The sequence below is a fragment of the Streptomyces sp. NPDC002671 genome (genome assembly GCF_053592475.1).
Map to the genome: position 1 here is coordinate 1 of NZ_JBSFVU010000035.1, position 21,129 is coordinate 21,129.

Here is a 21,129-nt window from a genome sequence, read left to right on the forward strand (position 1 = left end):
GGGCATGCCCGAGGGGGCGTGGCCCACCCGGCCCACGGCGGCGCCGCGCGGGCCGCGACCGCGGTCGCGGCGACGACTGCCGCGAGGGAGAACGGCACGGCCGGCCGCCAGCGGGCCCCGCCGAGCACGATCACCGCGGCACCGGCCGCGAGCAGCGGGGCCGGCCAGTGCGGCCCGCGCCCGAACTCCTCGGCCGCGCGTACGGCCACCACGGCGACCTGGTCACCGTGCGGGGTCGGCACACCGAGCGCGCCGGGCACCTGCTGGAGGGCGATCACGGAGGCGATGCCGATCGTGAACCCGGCGATCACGGGCGCGGGGACGTACGCCATCGCCGCCCCCGCCCGCGCGAACGCGAGCCCGACCAGCAGGACGCCCGCCATCAGGCCGACGGTGAGCACACCTGTGGCGCCGTACCGGTGCACGATCGGGACGAGGACGACGGTCATGGCCCCGGTCGGCCCACTGACCTGCCGGGCACTGCCACCGCACAGGGCGGCCAGCGCTCCCGCGACGACCGCCGTGGTCAGTCCGGCGGCGGCACCGAGCCCGGAGGTGACCCCGAACCCGAGAGCAAGGGGAAGGGCAACCACGGCAACGGTCAGCCCACAGAGCAGATCACGACGCGGGGCACGGGCCATGGAGCGGAGATCGGAGGGGGAGGGGAGGACGGAGAGGGTGCGGGTGAGGGTGTGTTTCATGGCTGCGTTTCGAGGAGGGGGGAGGGTGGGCACAGCCGACAGCGCCGGGTGCGGTTCGAACGGGGCTCAGGGCAACACGCCGACCTGCCCGGTATCGAGATCGAACCGAGCGGCTTCAACCCTGGCGGAGCCGAACGCGGGGTCGGCCCGAATCACGTCCCGCACCCACCCCGCATGCGCCCGCATCGTGTGCTCGGCCCAGTCACCCCGCAGGGCACGCGTGCGGCGGGCGGCCGGGGCGATCTCGTCCACCAGCAGCTCCAGATGGCCCGGCACCGGCGCCCCCGTGCGCAGATGCTCCAGCGTGGCGGCCACGGCCCCGCAGCGCTCGTGCCCGAGGACCAGGACGAGCGGGACGCCCAGCTCTGCCACGCCGTACTGGACGGAGCCGAGCACGGCCTCGTCCAGCACCTGGCCGGCCGTCCTTATGCACAGCAGGTCGCCGAGCCCCTGGTCGAAGACCAGCTCCGGCGGCACCCGGGAGTCGATACAGCCGAGGATCACCGCGAACGGGTGCTGGCCCTCGGCCAGCAGATGCCGCCGCGCGGGGCTGTCGTGCGGGTGCCGGGGCCGGCCGGAGGCGTAGCGCCGGTTTCCGGCGAGGAGTTCGTCCAGGGCGGCGCGCGCGGTGTGCGCCGGGCGGGGACGGGGGGCGGGCGCGGCCACCGCCGGGGCGGCGCTCAGAGCGCCGACCGCGGTGGCCGTCAGAAAGGCCCTGCGGTTGGAGGCCATGACGCTTCCTCAGGAGTCGTGCCGGGAAGAGCACCCTCACCGTAGGCACACGTCATGTCACTCTCAGTGCCCGTTTAACGACACTTGGCTGATTCGTCGTCGGATCATCGCCGCCGCGATACCGCACCTTGAGGCCGGAACGATCCGGCACGATCAAGTAATGATCAGGTGCTGCGACCGCTTGCCGGTCTGCATATGCTCATGCAGAATCCTCAGCTACTGAATAGGCGAGGGGGAGCGCGTCATGAGCGCGAACGACAGCCCTGCGAACCGGTTGCAGGCGCTCTTCGAGGGGCACCGGCTCACGCCGACCCAGCGGCGCATCGCGCACAGCATGGTGCGCCGGGCCGCCGACGTGCCGTTCCTGTCCAGCGTGGAGCTGGCCGAGCTGGCCGGGGTCAGCCAGCCCTCGGTGACCCGGTTCGCGGTCGCCCTCGGCTTCGACGGCTATCCCGCGCTGCGCAAGCACCTGCGCGAGGTCGTGCCTGCCGAACCGGCCGCCGAGCCGGGCGCGCACAACGAGTACCAGCAGGCCGTCGAGGCCGAGATCGAGAACCTGAAGCACCTCGCCGAGCTGCTCGCCGACCCGCGCCCGGTGCAGGAGGCCGGCCGCGTGCTGGCCGCCTCCCGCCCGCTGGCCGTCCTCGGGCTGCGCGCCGCCGCCTCGCAGGCGTACGGCTTCGCGTACTTCGCCGCGAAGGTCCATCCGGACGTCCGGCTGCTCGACGAGGGCGGCACGATGATCCAGGACCGCATCGACGCGGCCGTCCGCGCGGGCGCCTCCGCGCTGCTGTGCTTCGCCCTGCCCCGGCATCCGCGCGAGGTCGTGGACGCCCTCGCCTACGCCAGGGAATCCGGGCTGACCGTCGTCACCGTCGCCGACTCCGCGTTCGCACCGGTCGCCAAGTACTCCGACCTGCTGCTGCCCGCCGCCGTGGGCACCGGCCTCGCCTTCGACACCGCGTGCGCGCCGATGCTGCTCGGCCGGGTACTGCTGGAGGCGATCTGCGACGACCTGCCGGACGCGCAGGCCCGCCTGGAGGAGTTCGACGCGAACGCGGCGGCACGCGGCCTCTTCGTGGACTGACGGCCTGCCGACTGCCCTGAGGGGACTGCGCGGTACGGGCATCGCGGCCGGCGACGCCGCCCCGGGCGGGGCCCGCCGCCGTACCGCTGTGCTCGTGTTACTAGACCTCCAGATCCGCTTCGATCTTCCGCAGCTGGTGCCGGGCCATCGCCAGGTTGGCCCGGCTCACGTCCAGGACCAGATAGAGGAACAGGCCGTTGCCGCCGCGGCCCTTGAGCAGGCGGATCAGGTGGTACTGATCCGACAGCGTGATCAGGATGTCCTCGATCTCGCCCTTGAGGCCCAGGTGTTCCATCGTCCGCATCTTGGCGCGGATCACATCCGTGTTGCCGGCGGCGGCCACGTTCAGGTCGAAGCTCTTGCTGCCGCCCATCGTGCCCAGCGCCATGCCGCTGGTGTAGTCGACGAGCGCGACGCCGGTGGCGCCCTCGATGGAGGTCAGCGCCTCTTTGAGCGAGGTCTCGGTGTTGGCCATGGTGATCCTCTCAACTGTCGGTTGCGGTGCGCGCTTCGGCGGCCGTGCTGCGTGACGCGCGTGTGCTGCGAGTACGTGCGGGTGTGGTCGTGGTGGCCGGGCGTGCGGCCTGGGCGGCGGCCTCGGCGGTGTCGAGCACCTCACCGATGCGGGCGCCGGCCCGGCGGCCCTCCAGGTGCAGTCGGCCGACGTTGGCCCGGTCCTGGGCGAGCAGCGTCAGTACGGCGGTGCGGCCGGCCGCGTAGGTGGCGACATAGCCGTGCTCGCCGCGCACCAGCAGCTCCCGGAAGCCGCCGTTCCCGGTGTCGTCCGCCATCCGTACGGCCACGCCGAGCGCGGCTGCGGTGAGCGCCGCCAAGCCCTCCGGGTCGACGCCGGGGGTGTCGTGGGCGACGACGAGACCGTCGACGCCGGCCGCCAGGGCGCCGGTGAGCTGCGGCACGCCGGTCCGCAGCCGGCGCAGCTCGTCCTGGACGACGCCGAGGTCCTGTTCGGACACCATCAGCTCTCTCCTCTCGGCGGGGCGGTGTCGTTCAAAGCGCCTCCAGCGCATCCCTGAGCCTCTTCAGCAGCGCGATGTCGGGGTGGTCGGTGACCATGAGCGGGGAAGCGGGGTGGGGCGGCGGCGGGGCGGGGGCCGTCGGCACCGGCCGGACGAGTCCGGCCGCCGCGAGCCGTCGCACGTCCACCAGCGTGTGAAACGCCTGCCTGCCCAGGTCGCGGGCGATCTCCGGGGCCGTGCGGACGCCGTCCACCCGGTCCAGGACCGCCCGTCGGCGGAGGGTGACCGGCCCCGCGGCGACCGGGTCGGCGCGGATCAGCGGGGTGCCGTCGGTCGCCGGGTCCGGCCAGAGGCGGTGCAGCAGCAGACGGCGGCGCAGCGTCTCGCGTTCCAGTGAGATGACCGGGATCGAGGGCAGCGGGCCGAGGCGGGGCGTGCTGTCGTAGCTGAAGCGGCCCGGGGTGCTGCTCGGCGACAGGGCGAAGTACCCGGCGTCGTACAGCGCGTCCAGGTGGCACAGCTCCAGGGCGCCCTCGGACAGCAACCCGGCGGCCAGCAGCAGCCGGGCCGTGTCGGCCGGTCCACCGGCCTGCCCGGCCGCCCGTTGCCAGGCGGCCGTGGCGAGGGTGCCGTGGGCCGTGAGGAGCACGCCGAGACCGGGGGCATGGGGGCTCTCGGCGTGCACCACCCGGCCCTCGGCGAGGTACAGGGTGCCGTGCTCGCGGACGAGGACGCCGGTGGCCTGCTCCTCGGCGAGCCGCCGGAGCATCGGCGACAGCGCGCCCGCCGTTCGGTCCCGTGCCCCGGCCTTGTCCCGTATCGCCAGCGGCGGAGCCGTTCCGACCGTCGTCATCCGAGCACCAGCCGGGCGGCCATCTCGCCGAGCCGGATCCGGGCGAGGGCGAGATTGCCCTCCTCGCGGCTGAGCCACAGGTGCAGGAAGACGCTGCTGTCGAAGGACGTGTCCAGGAACCGCAGCAGGTGATAGCTGTCGTGGTTGCTGACGATGACGTCCTCGACGGGCGGGCGCCCGTCCTCGCCCTCCCCGGGCGCGAAGGCGCCGTGTTCGGCGGCCAGCCGGGCCAGCTCGGCGGCCTCGGCGGCGGTGGCCTCGTGGTCACCGCCGGGGGCGTCCCCCACGGTGCCCAGAGCCAGTCCGCTCGTCCAGTCCACCAGCGCGGCTCCCCGGGCGCCGGGCAGCCGCATCGCTTCCAGTAGGCACTCGTCGATTCCGGGCACCCTGGCATCCCTCCCGCCTGTGACTCCGGTTGAGTGACGCCGACACTACGCAACGTGTGCGTGGGCGGTGGGGGCTTTGGCATTTTCCAGTGGAACATGCGTCCGGCGTACTAGTGTGGGTCAACTGACGGCTGTCTTGCGGTAGTTGCTTCATTTGTTCGAGGTGAAGCCGGGGTGCGTCAACGGCTCCCGGGTGCCCGCAAGGTGGTCAGCGCGGACGCGTGCGCCCCTCCGGACTCCGCCACCACCTCGGCCACGCTCTGCGGCTCCCGCACGGTCGCGAAGGTCACGCCTCCCGCTCCGTCCGGCGCGAAGCCGTAAATCCCCGGCCGGGCGAGGGAGTTGTAGCCGTAGTGGTGCGCGAAGTAGTACGCCCCGGTGTCCAGCGCCGCCACGTGATCCCCCTGCTCCAGCAGCGGCAGCGCCCGCGCCTGAGCCAGCAGGTCACCCGAGAAGCACGCGGGACCGGCCACGTCCTGCACGACGAGCGGCCCCTCCTTCGGCCGCCCCTTCCCGTCGTACCCGGCGATCCTGAGCGGCCAGCTCCCCGGCGCGTACACCGTCCGTGTCGCCACCTGCACCCCCGCGTGCGTCACCGCGATCCGCCGCCCGCCGGCGCTCTTGGCGTACTCCACCCGCGCCACCACCGTGCCGTGCTCGGCCAGCAGCGAGCGGCCGAACTCGGTCACCAGCCCGTACCGCCCGTCGAACAGCCCCGGCACCTCCCCGGCCAGCACGCGCGCGTACTCGGCGTACGTCGGGGTCGTCGCCTCCGAGGCGAAGTTGACCGGCAGCCCGCCGCCGATGTCGAGCGTGTCGATCTGCCGCCGCCCGGCGCGCGCGTTGATCTCCTCCGCGAGGGCGTACGTCTCCGCCACGCCCCGCGCCATCAGCGACAGCGGGATGCCCTGGGAGCCGGTGTGCGTGTGCAGCCGGGACAGCCACGGCCGCTCCAGGCATGCCCGTACGACCCACTCCCGGGCCCCCTCGTCGCGCAGCGCCACCCCGAACTTGGAGGTCTCCGTCGCGGTCGAGGTCGCCCCGATGGTCCCGCCGCCGACCTGCGGGTTGACCCGGATGCCGAGGGGCGAGCGGGGCGGCGCCGCGTGCCGCACCAGGGCGTCCAGCCGGTCCAGTTCCTGCGGGTTGTCGGCGTTGACGGCGATGCCCAGCGCCAGCGCCTCGCGCAGCTCCGCCGGGGTCTTCGCGGGCGAGTCGAGCACCGTCCGGGCCGGCTCCACCCCGGCCGCGCGGGCCAGCGCCAGCTCGCCGGGGCTGGCCACCTCCGCGCCGATGCCCTCCGCGTGCAGCAGCCGCAGCACCGGCACCAGTGGGGTCGCCTTCACCGCGAAGGCGTGCAGCACCGGTGTGCCCGGCGCCACGACCGCGTCGAACGCCGCCCGCAGGGCCGCCGCCGACCGCCGGATGCCGGTGACGTCCAGCAGCCCCACCACGGGCGCGTCCGGCCCCAGCAGCCCCTGCTGCACCGCCGCGCGCACCGCCTCGTCCCGCCGGGCCGCGCGCTCCCGGGCCGCGCTGTCGCTGTCGTACTCCACGGTGTCGTGCTCCACGGTCGTCCCCCGTTCTGTCGGGTTCCCTGTGCCGCCGGCTCCTTGGTGCTTCCAGCCAAACACCTGCGACGCGCGAACGTGCCCGGCCCGATGTATTGACTAGTTCTATTCAGGCAGCCAGGATATGAATAGACGTAGCAACAGGAGGAGGCAGACGATGTCGGGACCCCGCCCCGTACGAGCACCGCGCGGCACGGAACTGAGCGCCCTGGGATGGCAGCAGGAAGCCGCACTGCGGATGCTCCAGAACAACCTGGACCCCGAGGTCGCCGAGCACCCCGACAAGCTCGTCGTCTACGGCGGTACCGGCAAGGCCGCCCGTGACTGGCGTTCCTTCGACGCCATGGTCCGCACGCTGAGGACGCTCAAGCAGGACGAGACCATGCTGGTCCAGTCCGGCCGCCCGGTCGGCGTGATGCAGACCCACGAGTGGGCCCCGCGTGTCCTCATCGCCAACTCCAACCTGGTCGGCGACTGGGCCAACTGGGAGGAGTTCCGCCGTCTGGAGGCCCTCGGCCTGACCATGTACGGCCAGATGACCGCCGGCTCCTGGATCTACATCGGCACCCAGGGCATCCTCCAGGGCACCTACGAGACCTTCGCCGCCGTCGCCGCGAAGAAGTTCAACGGCACCCTCGCCGGGACCATCACCCTCACCGCCGGCCTCGGCGGCATGGGCGGCGCCCAGCCGCTCGCCGTGACGATGAACGACGGCGTCGCCATCTGCATCGACTGCGACCCGCGCGCCATCGAGCGCCGCATCGAGCACCGGTACCTGGACGTCAAGGCCGACAACCTCGACCACGCGCTCCAGCTGGCCACCGAGGCCCGCGACCAGCGCAAGCCGCTCTCCATCGGCGTCCTCGGCAACGCGGCCGAGCTGGTCCCGCAGCTCCTCGCGATGAACGCGCCCATCGACATCGTCACCGACCAGACCTCCGCGCACGACCCGCTGTCGTACCTGCCGGTCGGCGTCGCCTTCGAGGACATGGCCGACGCCGCCGCCAAGGATCCGGCGGGCTTCACCACGCGTGCCCGCGAGTCGATGGCGAAGCACGTCGAGGCCATGGTCGGCTTCATGGACGCCGGCGCCGAGGTCTTCGACTACGGCAACTCCATCCGCGGCGAGGCCCAGCTGGCCGGTTACGACCGCGCCTTCGCCTTCCCCGGCTTCGTCCCCGCCTACATCCGCCCCCTCTTCTGCGAGGGCAAGGGCCCCTTCCGCTGGGCCGCCCTGTCCGGCGAGGCCTCGGACATCGCCAAGACCGACAAGGCGATCCTGGAGCTCTTCCCGGAGAACGAGTCCCTGCACCGCTGGATCAAGATGGCCGGCGAGCGCGTCCACTTCCAGGGCCTGCCCGCACGCATCTGCTGGCTCGGCTACGGCGAGCGCGACAAGGCCGGCGAGCGCTTCAACGACATGGTGGCCTCCGGTGAGCTGGCGGCCCCGCTGGCCATCGGCCGCGACCACCTCGACTGCGGCTCCGTCGCCTCCCCCTACCGCGAGACCGAGGCCATGCTCGACGGCTCCGACGCCATCGCCGACTGGCCGCTGCTGAACGCCATGGTCAACGTGGCCTCCGGCGCGTCCTGGGTCTCCATCCACCACGGCGGCGGCGTCGGCATGGGCCGCTCCATCCACGCGGGCCAGGTGTCGGTGGCCGACGGCACGAAGCTGGCCGGCGAGAAGATCCGGCGTGTCCTCACCAACGACCCGGGCATGGGTGTCATCCGGCACGTGGACGCGGGCTACGACATCGCGGAGTCCGTCGCCCAGGAGCGCGGGGTGCGGGTGCCTATGCGCGAGGGTGACCAGGCGTGACCTTCCACAGCATGTGGGCGGAGCTGCTGCCGATCGGCCGCAGCTCCGCCTCCGGCGGCTACCGGCGCTACGCCTGGACCGGTGCCGACGCCGAGTGCCGGACCTGGTTCAAGGAGCAGGCCGAGGCGCGCGGGCTGGCGTACGAGGTCGACCGGAACGGGAACCAGTGGGCCTGGCTCGGAGACCCGGCCGCCGGGGACGCCGTCGTCACCGGCTCGCATCTGGACTCGGTGCCGGATGGAGGGGCCTTCGACGGGCCCCTCGGGGTCGTCTCCTCCTTCGCCGCGCTCGACGAACTGCGCGGGAGGGGAGCGCAGTTCGGCAAGCCCCTGGCCATCGTCAACTTCGGTGACGAGGAAGGCGCCCGGTTCGGGCTCGCCTGTGTCGGCTCCCGGCTCACCGCCGGGCAGCTGACCGTCGAGCAGGCCCACCGGCTCACCGACGGGGACGGGGTCAGCCTGCCGAAGGCCATGGAGGCCGCCGGGTACGACGCCGACGCCATCGGACCCGACCCGGAGCGGCTCGCCCGCATCGGCGCCTTCGTGGAGCTGCACGTCGAACAGGGCCGCGCGCTGGACCTGTCCGGCGACCGGGTGGGCGTCGCCAGCGCCATCTGGCCGCACGGCCGCTGGCGGTTCGACTTCCGCGGCGAGGCCAACCACGCCGGCACCACCCGGCTGGTCGACCGCCGCGACCCGATGCTGTCGTACGCCGAGACCGTGCTCGCCGCCCGTCGCGAGGCCGCACTCGCCGGTGCCGTCGCCACCTTCGGCAAGATCTCCGTCGAGCCGAACGGCGTCAACGCCATCCCCTCCCTGGTGCGCGGCTGGCTCGACTCCCGCGCCGCCGACCAGGAGACCCTCGACAGCGTCGTCGGGGGCATCGAGAAGGCGGCCCGGGAGTACGCGGACGCCCACGGCATCGACCTCGACGTGGTCCGCGAGTCCTTCACGCCGGTCGTGGAGTTCGACCACGCCCTGCGGGACGAACTCGGCCGCATCCTGGGCCGGGACAGCGACCTGACGGTGCCCGTCCTCGGGACCGGTGCCGGACACGACGCCGGAATCCTCTCCGGCAGCATTCCGACCGCCATGCTGTTCGTGCGCAACCCCACCGGTGTCTCGCACTCCCCGGCCGAGTTCGCGGCCGAGGACGACTGCGTGGCCGGGGTGCGCGCGCTCGCCGACGTACTGGAAGGGCTGGCCTGCACGTGACCGAGGGAACCTACTGGCTGGAGCACGCCTGGCTCGGCACGAACGTGGAGCCGGGTGTCCTGATGGAGGTGGCGGACGGCCGCATCACCGCCGTCCGTACCGACGTGCCCACCCCGCCGCCCGGTGCCGAGGTGCTGCGCGGGCTCACCCTGCCCGGCCTGGCGAACGCGCACAGCCACGCCTTCCACCGGGCGCTGCGCGGCACCGTCCAGGTCGGCTCCGGGACCTTCTGGACGTGGCGCGAGGTCATGTACTCCGTCGCCGACCGGCTGACCCCGGACACGTACCACGCGCTCGCCCGCGCCGTGTACGCCGAGATGGCGCTGGCCGGCATCACCTGCGTCGGCGAGTTCCACTACGTGCACCACGCCCCCGGCGGCACCCCCTACGCCGACCCCAACGCGATGGGCGAGGCGCTGATCGCGGCTGCCGCCGACGCCGGTATCCGCATCACCCTCCTGGACACCGCCTACCTCTCCTCCGGCTTCGGGGAGGCGCCCAACGCCCACCAGCTGCGCTTCTCCGACGGCAACGCGGAGGCCTGGGCCGAACGCTGTGCAGTTCTCAAGGAGCGGGATCACGCGCGGATCGGGGCGGCGATTCACTCCGTACGGGCCGTGCCGGCGGACCAGTTGGCGACCGTGGCCCGCTGGGCCGAGGAGCGGCGGGCCCCGCTGCATGTGCACCTGTCAGAGCAGACGGCGGAGAACGACGCCTGTCTGGCGGCCCACGGCCGCACCCCCACCCGGCTGCTCGCCGACCACGGCGTCCTCGGGCCGCGCACCACCGGTGTGCACAACACCCACCTCACCGACGAGGACATCGCGCTGCTCGGCGGCTCCGGCACCGGCACCTGCATGTGCCCGACCACCGAACGCGACCTGGCGGACGGCATCGGCCCGGCCGTCGCCCTCCAGCGGGCGGGCTCCCCGCTCTCCCTCGGCTCCGACAGCCACGCCGTCATCGACCTGCTCGAAGAGGCGCGCGCGATGGAGCTGAACGAGCGGCTGCGCACCCGCACCCGGGGCCACTGGACGGCGGCGGCGCTGCTGCGCGCGGCGTCGGTGGACGGTCACGCGGCCCTGGGCTGGGAGAACGCGGGCACGCTGGAGGCAGGAGCGCTCGCCGACTTCACGACGATCGCCCTCGACTCGGTCAGGACGGCAGGGCCGGTACCGCGGCTCGGCGCCGAGACGGCTGTATTCGCCGCCTCCGCGGCGGACGTACGGCACACGGTCGTGGGCGGCCGGCAGGTCGTACGCGACGGGGCGCACACGCTCGTACCGGACGTCCCTCAGGCGCTGTCCGCAGCAGTCGAAGCCCTCCGCGGCTGAACCTGCCGAATGTGCTGAACCGGCCGAACCCCTTCGTCACCCCTGAGGACACCATGAGCAGCAGCACCGTCATCACCAACATCGCCACGCTGGTCACCAACGACCCCTCCCTCGGATGGGGGTCCCCCCGCTCGAGCAAATTCGAGAGTGGGGGAGGATCCCCCCTCGGTCTGATCCAGGACGCGGCCGTCGTCATCGACGGCGACCGCATCGCGTGGACCGGTGAATCCAGCAAAGCACCCGCCACTGACAACCGGGTCGACGCGGGCGGCCGGGCGGTGCTGCCGGGCTTCGTGGACTCCCACTCCCACCTGGTCTTCGCCGGTGACCGCACGCAGGAGTTCAACGCCCGCATGTCCGGCCGCTCCTACACGGCGGGCGGCATCCGCACCACTGTCGCGGCCACCCGCGCCGCGACGGACGAGGAACTGGAGGCGAACCTCACCCGTTACCTGTACGAGGCGCTCCGCCAGGGCACGACGACGTTCGAGACGAAGTCGGGCTACGGCTTGACGGTGGAGGACGAGTCCCGTGCCCTGCGCATCGCGGCGAAGCACACCGAGGAGGTGACGTACCTCGGCGCCCACATCGTGTCCCCCGACTACGCCGACGACCCGGCCGCGTACGTGGCCCTGGTCACCGGCGAGATGCTGGACGCGTGCGCGCCGCACGCCCGTTGGGTCGACGTCTTCTGCGAGAAGGGCGCCTTCGACGGCGACCAGGCCCGCGCGATCCTCACCGCGGGCAAGGCGAAGGGCCTGCACCCGCGCGTCCACGCCAACCAGCTCTCGTACGGCCCCGGCGTCCAGCTGGCCGTGGAACTGGACGCGGCGAGCGCCGACCACTGCACCCACCTGACGGACGAGGACGTCGACGCCCTGGCGAACAGCCGGACGGTCGCCACCCTCCTCCCCGGCGCGGAGTTCTCCACGCGCGCGCAGTGGCCCGACGCCCGCCGCCTCCTGGACGCGGGCGTCACGGTCGCCCTGTCCACGGACTGCAACCCGGGCTCGTCCTTCACCTCCTCGGTCCCCTTCTGCATCGCCCTCGCGGTCCGTGACATGCGGATGACCCCCGACGAGGCGGTCTGGTCCGCCACGGCGGGCGGCGCCGCAGCTCTCCGCCGCACCGACATCGGCCACCTCACCCCCGGCGCCCAGGCAGACCTGACCCTCCTGGACGCCCCCAGCCACGTCCACCTGGCCTACCGCCCGGGGGTCCCGCTGGTGAGCGGGGTGTGGCGCCGGGGCGTGCGGATCGTCTGAGCGAGGTCAGCCCCGACTCCTGTGCCAGGCCACCAGCGCGTTCCGGGCCAGGGCACGGGCCTTCCGCCGCTTGGGCCGAAAAGCCGGCCTGCTTCCGGCGATCTTGGCGAAGTCCCGGAGCAGACCGCGCTCGTCGATTTCCCGACGAATCAAGGTGAGTGGGGTTGGGAGTTGCTGGAGTTTGGCTGAGTCCGAGTGAGTTCTGGCATGCGTGAGTGAGTGTCGGTGGTCCCGTGTTGCGGCGCGTGAATCTCCGGAAGGGGACAGAGGTTCTTGCGTCGAATGTGTGACCTTTCCGGGCGGCGGTCGTTGGATGCGATGAACGGATCTTCGGCGCCGGTACGGGGGTGACGGGTGGGCGGGCTGCGGGAGCTGGCCGCGCCGTTCGTGGTGCCCGGCCCGGCGGGGATGGCCGTCCGGACCCGGCTGCACCTCTCGGCGACGGATGCTGCGGTGCTTCGCGAGGTCGGAGCGTTCCTCGGCTCCCTGGCCGCCGCGGATCTCGCAGTGCGGTGCAGGCAGGGCCTGGTCCATGATGCGACTGGTTGGGCGGCGCGGAAGCGGGGGCTGACGGAGGTCTCGTCGGCCCGTTGGGCGGGCAGCATCACCAAGGCCACCCACGACCAGTGGGCGCTCGCCCGGCGTGGCCAGGCGGCGGAGATGGCCTGGCTGCGCGGGCAGATCACGTCGATCGAGGCCCGCCTCGCACGGCCCTTGGGCGCCAAGGCCGACAAACATGCGGGGCTGCCGCGCGGCTACGGCTCGCGGTGGGAGTGGCATGCCAAGTCCCGTCGTCTGCACGCGCTCAAGGACCGGCTGGCCACGCTGGAGGCGGACTGCGCGGCAGGCCGGGTGCACGTGGTGCGCGGCGGCAAACCACTCGCCCGCCTGCGCCACCACCTCGACGAGGCCGGGCTGGACGAGCGGGCGTGGCGGCAGCGGTGGCAGGCGGCACGGATGTTCCTGGCCGCCGACGGGGAGTCCGGCAAGCGCCTGGGCAACGAGACCATCCGCATCACCGCCACCGGGCACGTCTCGATCAGGCTCCCCGCCGCCCTGGCCCACCTCGCCAACGCGCCGCACGGCCGGTATGTGCTGGACGCGGTCGTGGAGTTCAAGCACCGGGCCGAGGAGTGGCTGGACCGGATCAACGCCGACCGGGCGGTGGCCTACCGCATCCACCGCGACACCGTACGAGGCCGCTGGTACGTCACCGCCTCATGGCAGCGCGCCCCCGTTCCCGTGCTGCCGCTGGAGGCGGCCGTGGCCCGGGGTGTGGTGGCGGTGGACGTGAACGACGACCACCTCGCCGCCTGGCACCTGGACGTGCACGGCAACCCGGTCGGCGAACCCCGGCGCTTCTTCTACGACCTGTCCGGCACCGCATCGCACCGCGACGCGCAGATCCGGCACACGCTGACCCGGCTGCTGCACCACACCCAGCGCTGCGGGGCCGCGGCGATCGCGATCGAGGATCTCGACTTCACCGACGGCACATCCCGTGAGAAGCACGGCCGTAACAAGCGCTTCCGCCGGCTGATCTCCCGTTTCCCCACAGCCAGGTTGAAGGCCCGGCTGGTGGCGATGGCCGCCGAGCAGGACATCGCCGTCGTCGCGGTCGACCCCGCCTACACCAGCCGCTGGGGCGCCCAGCACTGGCAAAACCCCCTGACCACCAAGACTCGTACAACCACGCGCCACGACGCAGCGGCCGTGGCGATCGGACGACGCGCCCTTGGGCACCCGATCCGGCGACGGACGACACCGCCCCGTACCCACCAGAGCGATGGGCACGGGCATCGGACCGCCCAGGCCGGACCAGGTACCCCGGGGCGTGAGGAACCCCGCCCCCGCATTCCCGGACCACGCACCAGATGCGCGCCGCCCGGACGCGGAGCGAAAGCGGGCGACCAGCGTGCCCAACACCGTTCGGGGCACGCGGCTGAGCACGAGTCCTGGCAACAGGACTCACTCCCGCTCAGTCTTTAGGAACGGTTGGAGTGGATGCGGTGGTTCGAGCAGCGAGTCGGCGGAGTCCGGATCAGGACGGCGCGCCCAGCTCCGCCCACACCGTCTTGCCCGAGCGGCCGGGGGTGCGTACGACCCCCCAGTCCAGGCAGAGCCGCTGCACGATGAACATGCCGTGCCCGCCGGGACGGCCCGCGCGGTGCGGGGTGCGCGGGGCCGGCTGGCCGGTGCCGCGGTCGGAGACCTCCAGCCGGATCACCTTGTTGTCCAGGGCGAGGTACAGCTCCTCGGGACCGCCGGCATGCAGGCAGGCGTTGGTGACCAGTTCGGAGACGACGAGCAGCACGTCCTCGGCGGCGGCCCGCTGGTCCGCGGTGGCGGCGGGCAGCCAGCCCCACGCGTACAGCGCCTGACGGGCGAAGTCGCGGGCGAGCGGGACGACCCCGCTCTCCCCGTCCAGGCGCAGCCTGCGGACCTGCCGTCCCGGAGCCGCCTGGGTGCCCTCGGACGCCCCCGAAGCGCCGCCAGGCCCTTCAGAGGCTCCGCCGGACTCCCCGGAAGCACCGCCGGGCTCCGGGGCGCGGTCGCCCGGCGAGCATGGCCGGGTGGTGCTCATCAGCGCTTCACCTCACCGATTCACCAGTTCACGATTGAAGAGTTCCGGCACCGGTCGGTGCCGGCCGGTACGTACGCCGGCCGCCCGCCGGCGCCTGCCGGCCGTTCACGGTGGCGGAACCGCCCCGTGCCCGTCCGGCATCCGTGCCCACCCGTCTCCTGCCCGGCCACTCCGGAGGAACACCCCCCTGTTGGACGTGACCGATGCAACAGCCGGGGCGCCGCTCGCGCGGAGGCGGGGCAGGGAGGGCGGAAAGAGGGGCTCAGCCGGCGCCGTCGGCGCTGTCGGAGCCACCCTCGCTCCCGGGGCTGTCCGGGCTGTCGGCCAGAGCCGCCTCGACGGAGTCGTGGACGGTGAAGACTGCCCCGGCCCCCGTGATCTCAAACACACGCGCGACGACGGGGAGCATGCCCGCGAGATGGACCCCGCCCCCCGCGGCTTCGGCCTTCAGCCGGGTGCCGAGCAGGACGTTCAGGCCCGTGGAGTCGCAGAACTCCAGCTCCGAGCAGTCCACGACGAGCCGCGAGAAGCCCTTGCCCAGGAGGTCGTCGAGGGGGACACGCAGAAGATCGGCCGTGTGGTGATCCAGCTCACCCGCCGGCTTCACGACGGCACTGGAACCCTCTTCCCGCACCTCCACCAGAAGTCGGCCCGACTGTGCGCTGCCGACCGTCCCGTGGTCCATGCCGTCTCTCTCCCGAGGTCGTGGCTGCTGATGCCCTCGAACACTACGCCTTCCCTACGACCTCCGACACCCGAACAACCGTACATGTTCGGGCATACCGCCATAGAACGCACTTGCGATCGTCATGGTGAAGCAGGTAGGGCTAGTAGAGACACCTGTACCTACACGCCGGCTTTGGAGGCGCCGCACACCGCAGTGCACGCAGGCTCCGGCAGCCATATGCCGAGAACGATGGAGGGCACCATGTCACCCCGGCTCGACGCATCGCATACCCCGACCGCGACGTCGACACCCCCACCGGAACAACTGGATCAACCCATCGAACCCCTCGACCCCTTCGAGGGACTCCCGGAGATCCCCCCGTACGACGAGGTCGGCCCGGTCGATGCCAGGGCCCTGTCCAAGACCCTCTTCAAGCGGCTGGAGTCGCTGGAAGAAGGGACGCACGAGTATTCGTACGTCCGCAACACGCTGGTCGAGCTGAACCTCGCGCTCGTGAAGTTCGCCGCCTCCCGCTTCCGCTCGCGCAGCGAGCCGATGGAGGACATCATCCAGGTCGGCACGATTGGCCTGATCAAGGCGATCGACCGCTTCGAACTCTCGCGCGGAGTCGAGTTCCCCACCTTCGCGATGCCGACCATCATCGGCGAGATCAAGCGCTTCTTCCGCGACACCTCGTGGTCCGTGCGCGTCCCGCGCCGGCTGCAGGAGCTGCGCCTGGACCTGGCCAAGGCCGGGGACGAGCTGGCCCAGCAGCTGGACCGCGCGCCCACGGTCGGCGAACTGGCCGAGCGCCTCGGCATCTCCAACGACGAGGTCGTGGAGGGCATGGCCGCCTCGAACGCGTACACCGCCTCCTCGCTGGACGCCCAGCCGGAGGAGGACGAGTCCGAGGGCGCGCTCGCGGACCGTATCGGGTACGAGGACCACGGACTCGAAGGCATCGAGTACGTCGAGTCGCTCAAGCCGCTGATCGCCGGACTCCCGCCCCGGGACCGGAAGATCCTGTCCCTGCGCTTCGTGGCGGGCATGACCCAGTCGGAGATCGGCGACGAACTCGGCATCTCCCAGATGCACGTGTCCCGGCTGCTGTCGCGCACGCTGGTGCGTCTGCGCAAGGGGCTGACGCTGGAGGAGTGACCTTCCGTCCACTCGGAGGAGTGACCCTTCGTCCGCTCACGTGAGGCGGCCCGGCCGACAAGGCCGGGCCGCTTCGCCGTTCTTGGGACGGTTAAGCGCTTGCAGGTCTCAACCGTTACCCCGGTTACCTGAGGTAACGACTTTCCCGAACCGGCACTCTCCCCCACCATGGGCCCCCAAACCTACTGGTGGGTAAGGCATTTCGGGGGACGGAGGCTGCGGCATGGCTCGTGGGGACCGGGGTGAGGCCGACGAGGACTGCGCGGACGCGCCGGACGCCCGGCTGACCGAACTCCTGCGCACCCCCACGCCGACGGCGTACCCCGCGCTGCTGGAGCTGCGCCGACGGCACCTCCCGGCGATCCTCGCCTACGCCCGGCTGTGCGCCGCGAGCGAGGCCGCGGCACGGCGGCTGGCGGCGGAGGCGTTCACCACCGCGGCCCGGGAGACCGCCCGCGGTGTCGACCCGGCCGTCCCGCTGCGGCACCGGCTCCTGCTGCTCACCGCCCGGCTGGCCGCGGCCTGGGGGCGCGACGAACGCTCGGTGGGCGTGGACCCCGGCCTGCTGCTGGTACTGAACACGACCGGCGCGCCGCCCGACGGCCCGACCCCGCCCCTGCTCCCCGCGTTCCGCTCGCTCCCGTCCCGCACCCAGGGCCTGCTCTGGTACGGCGTCCTGGAGGAGGAGCCGCAGGACGTGACCGCCGCCTTCCTCGGCCTGAGCCGCACGGACGTGGCCTACGGCACCCCGCAGGCCCTCAAGGCCCTGGCCCAGGCCTGCCTGCACCACCGCCTGGCCGCCTCGGACGACCCGCGCTGCGCCGACTTCCGCCGGCTCATCGAGGAGGCGGTACGACCGGAGAGCCCGCGCCCCAGCGCCGACCTGGACGCACACCGCGCCCACTGCCCGCACTGCACGGCGGCCTACGAGGAGCTGACCGCGCTGCGGGACGCACCACGACAGACCCTGGCGGAGGGCCTGCTGCCCTGGAACGGCACGGCATACACGCGCGCCCCCGAGCCCCCGTCTGCACCCAACCCCCCGGCCCCCAAAGGCGACTGGCCCCCACGCCGCCGCCTCCTGCTGGCCTCGGCGGCCCTGGGGGTGGCCCTGACCCCGCTCCTGGTGTTCCTGCTGACCCCGGCCAACGGCTCCAACGAACAACCGATGGCGGCGACCCCCACGCCTCCCCCGGTGACGGTGACGGCAACGGTCTCGATCCCCCCGCCGCCCGCACCGACCCCCTCCGCCACCTCCAAGTCCCCGAAACCGACCCGGACTTCACACCGCCCTTCGGCCAGCCCTCCGCCCAGCTCTCCGCCCACCCGAAAACACCCGAAGCCGTCCCCCGCACCCGCTCCTCCGGGCAGCGCCTTCGCCCAGGTGGTGAACCTCGCCACGGGCCTCTGCCTAGACATCCGCGACGGCTACCTGGACGAGGGCAACGACGTCGTCACGGCCCCCTGCTCCGGCTCCCCCACGCAACGCTGGCGCGTCGACGCCGACCTGGGCGTCCTGCGCTCGTCCGCCGACCCCGACTTCTGCCTGGACAGCCGCGGTTCGGTCGACCGCGGCGTGGGCATCTGGGACTGCGGCTCGGTCTACGGCCGCAACGGCCGCAACCTCCGCTTCACCGTCACCGCCGACGGCACGATCCGCCCGGCCATCGCCCCGGACACGGCGGTGACCCCAAACGGCCACTACGGCGTATCCCTGGAACCACTCGCCCCCGGCCCCGCACAACACTGGCGGGCCGGAGCCGCCTGAACCCGGCCCCGCCCGGTCACCCCATCAGGGCTTGCCGATGTCGACCGCCCACGCCCCCCTTCGCACACGCCGGATCGACACAACTCCGGCGTGTGCCGTGTCTTCCCTCCTCACGGCCCCGGGCGTACCTTGACGGCCAAATCTGATATGCCGTCAGGAATGAATGGGGTGGACCGACCGTGTCGTACCCGAAACGAACCGCCGCGCTCGCGTCCGCCGCGGCCCTGGCCGGCTCGGCGGTGCTGCTGGCCGCACCGGCCGCCCACGCCGACGTCGTGGACGTCAACTACCGCTGCCAGACGCCGATCGGCATCAAGAGTGCCGTGTCGCCCATCGACATCAAGGGCGTGAAGAGCGGCAGCCGCTACAAGATCACCATGTCCTGGCAGAAGGGCGTCTCCTCCAGCCCGGTCGAGCTGGGCAAGGGCGCGATGACCCCGAGCGCGACCATCAAGCTGGGCGGTGCCGACAGCGGGACGCTCCCGGTGAGCGGACCGGCCAATTCGGCCGCGATCCCCGCCAACACCCCGATCAAGATCAGCGACTTGAGCGGCACCTACACGCCGAAGAAGACCGGCAAGGTCACCTTCACGCCGGGCACGCTCGTCATCAAGGCGCTCGGTACGACGACGACCTGCAACCCGACCAACAGTCCCAAGCCGGCGCTGACCCTGGACGTCACCGCGGTCGGCGGCTCGTCCTCCTCGAACTCCTCGAACTCCTCGAACTCGTCCTCTTCGAACTCTTCGAACTCCTCGAACACCGGTGCCGACTCCGGCGGCCAGCTGCCCAAGACCGGCCCCGAGGACTCGGTCGTCGCCCTCGGCACGCTCGGCGGCACGGTCCTGCTCGCCGGCGCGGCGGGCGCACTCTGGCTGACCCGCCGGAATCCGGCCGTACGCCGCTGACGCGCAGGCCACGACTGCTGCCGCACAGGTCACGCCCGCCGACGCTCAGGCCACAACCGCTGGAGTCGCCCATGCCGTTCGCCGCCCGCGTCCTCGGCGCCGCCCTCCTTCTGCTGCTGGTGTCCGTCCCCCGGGCCGAGGCCGCCACCGCAGACCGGTCGGACTGGTCTCTCGCGCCCTCCGGCGGCGGGCGCCCGTCCTTCTACGCCGAGGGCGCGCCCGGCGCCGTACTCCAGGACACGGTGTCCGTGACGAACCGGAGCCGGAAGCCCGTCAGCGTACGGCTGCGCGGTACCGGTGTGCCGGCCGTCCTCGCCCGCACCGCCCTGACCGTGCCCGCCCGGACCCGCGCCGAGGTGCCGTTCACGGTGACCGTGCCGGCGGGTGCCGCGCCCGGCGACCGCTCCGGCGCGATCGTCGCCCGGGACGCGGACGGCCGGACGGCGACCGTGCGGCTGCGGCTGCGCACGGTCGGCCCGGCGGTGTCCGCGCTGACCGTCGAGCACGTCACCGTGCGCGGGGACCGCATCACGTACGAGCTGGTCAACCGCGGTACGACCGTTCTCGTGCCGAGGCTGGCGGTGCGCGCCGACGGCGTCTTCGGCCGCCGCGTCCTGGACCGCGCCCCGCGCACCCTGCCCGTCCGGCTGGCCCCGGGCACCCGCCGTGCGCTCAGCGAGCCGTGGCCCGGCCGGCCTGCCCTGGACTCCGTCGACGTACGGCTGACGGTGACCGCGGCGGGCGGGGCGCACGCCACCGCGCACGCGTCGGCCCGGTTCGTGCCCTGGGGCGCGGTGACCGGGGCCGGCACGGCGGCAGGGGCGGTGGCCGTCCTCGCCGTACGGCGGCGCAGGCGTCGTAGGGACGCCGCCGAGGACGACGGACCACCGGATGGCGGCGGACGACCCGGTACGGAAGCCGAGTTGACGGGAGCGGTGACGTGAGGACCGGCACGAAGCGGATCCCGGCGCTGGCAGCGGTGCTCGCGCTGCTCCTGCTGTCCTTCGCGGTCCCCGCCGCGGCGGCGGCCGGGCCGGCCGTCCAGCTCTCCGACTCCCAGGCGGGCACCGGCGGTTCGGTGACCGTCAGCGGCGACGGCTGGCGCGCGCACACGCTGCTGATGCTGCTGATCTGCGGGCGGGCCACCCCGGAGCGGGGAGTGATCGGCGGCACCAACTCCTGCGCCAACGGCGACGGACGGGCCGTCACCACCGACGCCGACGGCGCCTTCAGTAAGAAGCTGCCGGTCGCCGAGCCGCCGGTGCCCTGCCCCTGCGTGGTGCACGTGGCCACGGTCACCGGGGCCAGGGCCGAGGCGGACGCCGTCCTCCAGGTGGCCGGCCATCCGGTCGCGCCGCTGCCGGCCGAGCCCTCCGGCGGGCGGCTGTCGATCCTCTCCGACACCCGGCTGACCGGCTCCAGCGGCCTGCTCACCTGGTTCGGGGCGCCGCCGAGCCGCACCCTGGTCTTCACCGCGGGCAACCTCGGCTCCACCCCGATCAAGGACCCGGTGTTCCGGGTCGGCACCGCGCACGGCGTCTTCGCGCCCCAGTGGGACGAGCAGCAGTGGCGCGGCACCCTCGCGCCCGGTAAGCGGGCGCAGATCAAGCTGCCGGTCGAGCTGTCCGCCGGGGCGCACGGCGACTACACCGTGTCCCTGAAGTACGACGGCAAGCTCCTCGCCGAGCAGCCGTGGGGCGTGGGCCGTCCCTGGGGCGTGACCCTGTTCTGGATCCTGCTCTGCGTGGTCGTCCCGGCCGCGGTGTTCCGCGTCGGGATGGCCGTGGTGGACCGGGTACGGCCGCGCCGGGCGGGCGCCGTACGCCACCGGCGGCTCACCCGGCCCGCCCTGCTCACCCTGCGGCTGCCCCGCTCCCGCGCCCCCGAGCCGCAGCCCGCCCAGGCCCCGACCCTGCCGTGGTTCGCCCCGGACTCCGTTCCGGGCGGCCCGGCCGGCCGGCTCTCCGCACCGCACGACGACAGCCCGACGAGTCCGACGACTCACACCAGGAAGGGATCCAGCACGTGAGCATGCGAAGGAGAGGCACACCGGCCATACCGGCCGCACCGGCCATACCGGCCGCACCGGCCGCACGGGCCAG

At 72.9% G+C, this 21,129-nt stretch carries 20 protein-coding genes; 11 read left to right on the forward strand and 9 right to left on the reverse strand.

All coding sequences use genetic code 11. The annotated features are described in order from the left end of the window. A partial coding sequence (locus ACWD35_RS36575) for a SulP family inorganic anion transporter (RefSeq protein ID WP_451355676.1) occupies positions 1 to 701 on the reverse strand: 701 nt, incomplete at its 3' end. Positions 702 to 767: 66 nt separating this feature from the next. Further along, positions 768 to 1,433 carry a carbonic anhydrase gene (locus ACWD35_RS36580; RefSeq protein ID WP_451355677.1) on the reverse strand — a complete coding sequence of 222 codons (666 nt, stop codon included), beginning with the start codon at positions 1,431 to 1,433 and terminating at the stop codon, positions 768 to 770. Positions 1,434 to 1,677: 244 nt separating this feature from the next. Here ACWD35_RS36580 and ACWD35_RS36585 point away from each other — a divergent pair, with 244 nt between their 5' ends. Then, positions 1,678 to 2,520 carry a MurR/RpiR family transcriptional regulator gene (locus tag ACWD35_RS36585; protein ID WP_451355678.1) on the forward strand — a complete coding sequence of 281 codons (843 nt, stop codon included), beginning with the start codon at positions 1,678 to 1,680 and terminating at the stop codon, positions 2,518 to 2,520. A 100-nt stretch (positions 2,521 to 2,620) separates the two neighbouring features. Here the strand turns inward: ACWD35_RS36585 and ACWD35_RS36590 are convergent, their stop codons facing one another. The 5 genes from ACWD35_RS36590 to ACWD35_RS36610 all read right to left on the reverse strand — a co-directional run bounded on the left by ACWD35_RS36590 (position 2,621) and on the right by ACWD35_RS36610 (position 6,307). Further along, complete coding sequence (locus ACWD35_RS36590; RefSeq protein ID WP_451355679.1) at positions 2,621 to 2,995, reverse strand: hypothetical protein; 375 nt, start codon at positions 2,993 to 2,995, stop codon at positions 2,621 to 2,623. A 10-nt stretch (positions 2,996 to 3,005) separates the two neighbouring features. After that, a complete protein-coding gene (locus ACWD35_RS36595; RefSeq protein WP_451355680.1) occupies positions 3,006 to 3,497 on the reverse strand; it encodes a roadblock/LC7 domain-containing protein in 492 nt (163 codons plus the stop codon). Positions 3,498 to 3,528: 31 nt separating this feature from the next. Beyond that, positions 3,529 to 4,350 carry a transcriptional regulator gene (locus ACWD35_RS36600; protein ID WP_451355681.1) on the reverse strand — a complete coding sequence of 274 codons (822 nt, stop codon included), beginning with the start codon at positions 4,348 to 4,350 and terminating at the stop codon, positions 3,529 to 3,531. Continuing rightward, positions 4,347 to 4,736 (reverse strand): hypothetical protein, encoded by a 390-nt coding sequence (locus ACWD35_RS36605; RefSeq protein ID WP_451355682.1) that lies wholly within the window; start codon positions 4,734 to 4,736, stop codon positions 4,347 to 4,349. The genes ACWD35_RS36600 and ACWD35_RS36605 overlap by 4 nt, the downstream gene beginning before the upstream one ends. Positions 4,737 to 4,915: 179 nt before the next feature. Then, the gene (locus ACWD35_RS36610) at positions 4,916 to 6,307 is read right to left on the reverse strand and encodes a diaminopimelate decarboxylase (protein WP_451355683.1); all 1,392 of its coding nucleotides are present in this window, start codon (positions 6,305 to 6,307) and stop codon (positions 4,916 to 4,918) included. Positions 6,308 to 6,464: 157 nt separating this feature from the next. On the opposite strand from ACWD35_RS36610, the gene hutU reads away from it, so the two are divergent. From hutU to ACWD35_RS36635, 5 genes are all read left to right on the forward strand, one after another. Continuing rightward, positions 6,465 to 8,129, forward strand: coding sequence for a urocanate hydratase (gene hutU / locus ACWD35_RS36615; protein WP_451355684.1), 1,665 nt, complete (start codon positions 6,465 to 6,467; stop codon positions 8,127 to 8,129). Next, complete coding sequence (locus tag ACWD35_RS36620; protein ID WP_451355685.1) at positions 8,126 to 9,343, forward strand: allantoate amidohydrolase; 1,218 nt, start codon at positions 8,126 to 8,128, stop codon at positions 9,341 to 9,343. Before hutU ends, ACWD35_RS36620 begins: the two co-directional genes overlap by 4 nt. Continuing rightward, positions 9,340 to 10,677 carry a formimidoylglutamate deiminase gene (locus ACWD35_RS36625; RefSeq protein ID WP_451355686.1) on the forward strand — a complete coding sequence of 446 codons (1,338 nt, stop codon included), beginning with the start codon at positions 9,340 to 9,342 and terminating at the stop codon, positions 10,675 to 10,677. Before ACWD35_RS36620 ends, ACWD35_RS36625 begins: the two co-directional genes overlap by 4 nt. Before the next feature lie 53 nt (positions 10,678 to 10,730). Continuing rightward, complete coding sequence (gene hutI, locus ACWD35_RS36630; RefSeq protein ID WP_451355687.1) at positions 10,731 to 11,942, forward strand: imidazolonepropionase; 1,212 nt, start codon at positions 10,731 to 10,733, stop codon at positions 11,940 to 11,942. A 408-nt stretch (positions 11,943 to 12,350) separates the two neighbouring features. Continuing rightward, complete coding sequence (locus tag ACWD35_RS36635; RefSeq protein WP_451355728.1) at positions 12,351 to 13,931, forward strand: IS200/IS605 family accessory protein TnpB-related protein; 1,581 nt, start codon at positions 12,351 to 12,353, stop codon at positions 13,929 to 13,931. Between the two features lie 52 nt (positions 13,932 to 13,983). On the opposite strand, the gene ACWD35_RS36640 is transcribed toward ACWD35_RS36635, so the two are convergent. Further along, positions 13,984 to 14,526 carry an ATP-binding protein gene (locus tag ACWD35_RS36640; protein WP_451355688.1) on the reverse strand — a complete coding sequence of 181 codons (543 nt, stop codon included), beginning with the start codon at positions 14,524 to 14,526 and terminating at the stop codon, positions 13,984 to 13,986. Positions 14,527 to 14,788: 262 nt separating this feature from the next. Next, positions 14,789 to 15,211, reverse strand: coding sequence for an STAS domain-containing protein (locus tag ACWD35_RS36645; RefSeq protein ID WP_451355689.1), 423 nt, complete (start codon positions 15,209 to 15,211; stop codon positions 14,789 to 14,791). Between the two features lie 243 nt (positions 15,212 to 15,454). Between ACWD35_RS36645 and ACWD35_RS36650 the strand changes: the two genes are divergently transcribed. From ACWD35_RS36650 to ACWD35_RS36670, 5 genes are all read left to right on the forward strand, one after another. Beyond that, positions 15,455 to 16,351 (forward strand): RNA polymerase sigma factor SigF, encoded by an 897-nt coding sequence (locus ACWD35_RS36650; RefSeq protein ID WP_451355690.1) that lies wholly within the window; start codon positions 15,455 to 15,457, stop codon positions 16,349 to 16,351. Positions 16,352 to 16,574: 223 nt separating this feature from the next. After that, on the forward strand, positions 16,575 to 18,119 hold the full coding sequence (locus ACWD35_RS36655) for a ricin-type beta-trefoil lectin domain protein (RefSeq protein WP_451355691.1): 1,545 nt from the start codon (positions 16,575 to 16,577) through the stop codon (positions 18,117 to 18,119). A 179-nt stretch (positions 18,120 to 18,298) separates the two neighbouring features. After that, entirely contained in the window at positions 18,299 to 19,027 is a 729-nt protein-coding gene (locus tag ACWD35_RS36660; RefSeq protein ID WP_451355692.1) for an LPXTG cell wall anchor domain-containing protein, read from the forward strand. A 71-nt stretch (positions 19,028 to 19,098) separates the two neighbouring features. After that, complete coding sequence (locus tag ACWD35_RS36665; RefSeq protein ID WP_451355693.1) at positions 19,099 to 19,971, forward strand: hypothetical protein; 873 nt, start codon at positions 19,099 to 19,101, stop codon at positions 19,969 to 19,971. Next, positions 19,968 to 21,056, forward strand: coding sequence for a hypothetical protein (locus ACWD35_RS36670; protein WP_451355694.1), 1,089 nt, complete (start codon positions 19,968 to 19,970; stop codon positions 21,054 to 21,056). Before ACWD35_RS36665 ends, ACWD35_RS36670 begins: the two co-directional genes overlap by 4 nt. Positions 21,057 to 21,129 lie beyond the last annotated feature (73 nt).

What these genes read in the sequence shown, in the direction of transcription:
- hutU (WP_451355684.1), top strand. Translation starts at nt 6,465, where the DNA reads ATGTCGGGACCCCGCCCCGTACGAGCACCGCGCGGCACGGAACTGAGC.
- ACWD35_RS36640 (WP_451355688.1), bottom strand. Translation starts at nt 14,526, where the DNA reads ATGAGCACCACCCGGCCATGCTCGCCGGGCGACCGCGCCCCGGAGCCC.
- ACWD35_RS36635 (WP_451355728.1), top strand. Translation starts at nt 12,351, where the DNA reads ATGGCCGTCCGGACCCGGCTGCACCTCTCGGCGACGGATGCTGCGGTG.
- ACWD35_RS36665 (WP_451355693.1), top strand. Translation starts at nt 19,099, where the DNA reads ATGCCGTTCGCCGCCCGCGTCCTCGGCGCCGCCCTCCTTCTGCTGCTG.
- ACWD35_RS36590 (WP_451355679.1), bottom strand. Translation starts at nt 2,995, where the DNA reads ATGGCCAACACCGAGACCTCGCTCAAAGAGGCGCTGACCTCCATCGAG.
- ACWD35_RS36600 (WP_451355681.1), bottom strand. Translation starts at nt 4,350, where the DNA reads ATGACGACGGTCGGAACGGCTCCGCCGCTGGCGATACGGGACAAGGCC.
- ACWD35_RS36585 (WP_451355678.1), top strand. Translation starts at nt 1,678, where the DNA reads ATGAGCGCGAACGACAGCCCTGCGAACCGGTTGCAGGCGCTCTTCGAG.
- ACWD35_RS36645 (WP_451355689.1), bottom strand. Translation starts at nt 15,211, where the DNA reads ATGGACCACGGGACGGTCGGCAGCGCACAGTCGGGCCGACTTCTGGTG.
- ACWD35_RS36595 (WP_451355680.1), bottom strand. Translation starts at nt 3,497, where the DNA reads ATGGTGTCCGAACAGGACCTCGGCGTCGTCCAGGACGAGCTGCGCCGG.
- ACWD35_RS36655 (WP_451355691.1), top strand. Translation starts at nt 16,575, where the DNA reads ATGGCTCGTGGGGACCGGGGTGAGGCCGACGAGGACTGCGCGGACGCG.
- ACWD35_RS36650 (WP_451355690.1), top strand. Translation starts at nt 15,455, where the DNA reads ATGTCACCCCGGCTCGACGCATCGCATACCCCGACCGCGACGTCGACA.
- hutI (WP_451355687.1), top strand. Translation starts at nt 10,731, where the DNA reads ATGAGCAGCAGCACCGTCATCACCAACATCGCCACGCTGGTCACCAAC.
- ACWD35_RS36580 (WP_451355677.1), bottom strand. Translation starts at nt 1,433, where the DNA reads ATGGCCTCCAACCGCAGGGCCTTTCTGACGGCCACCGCGGTCGGCGCT.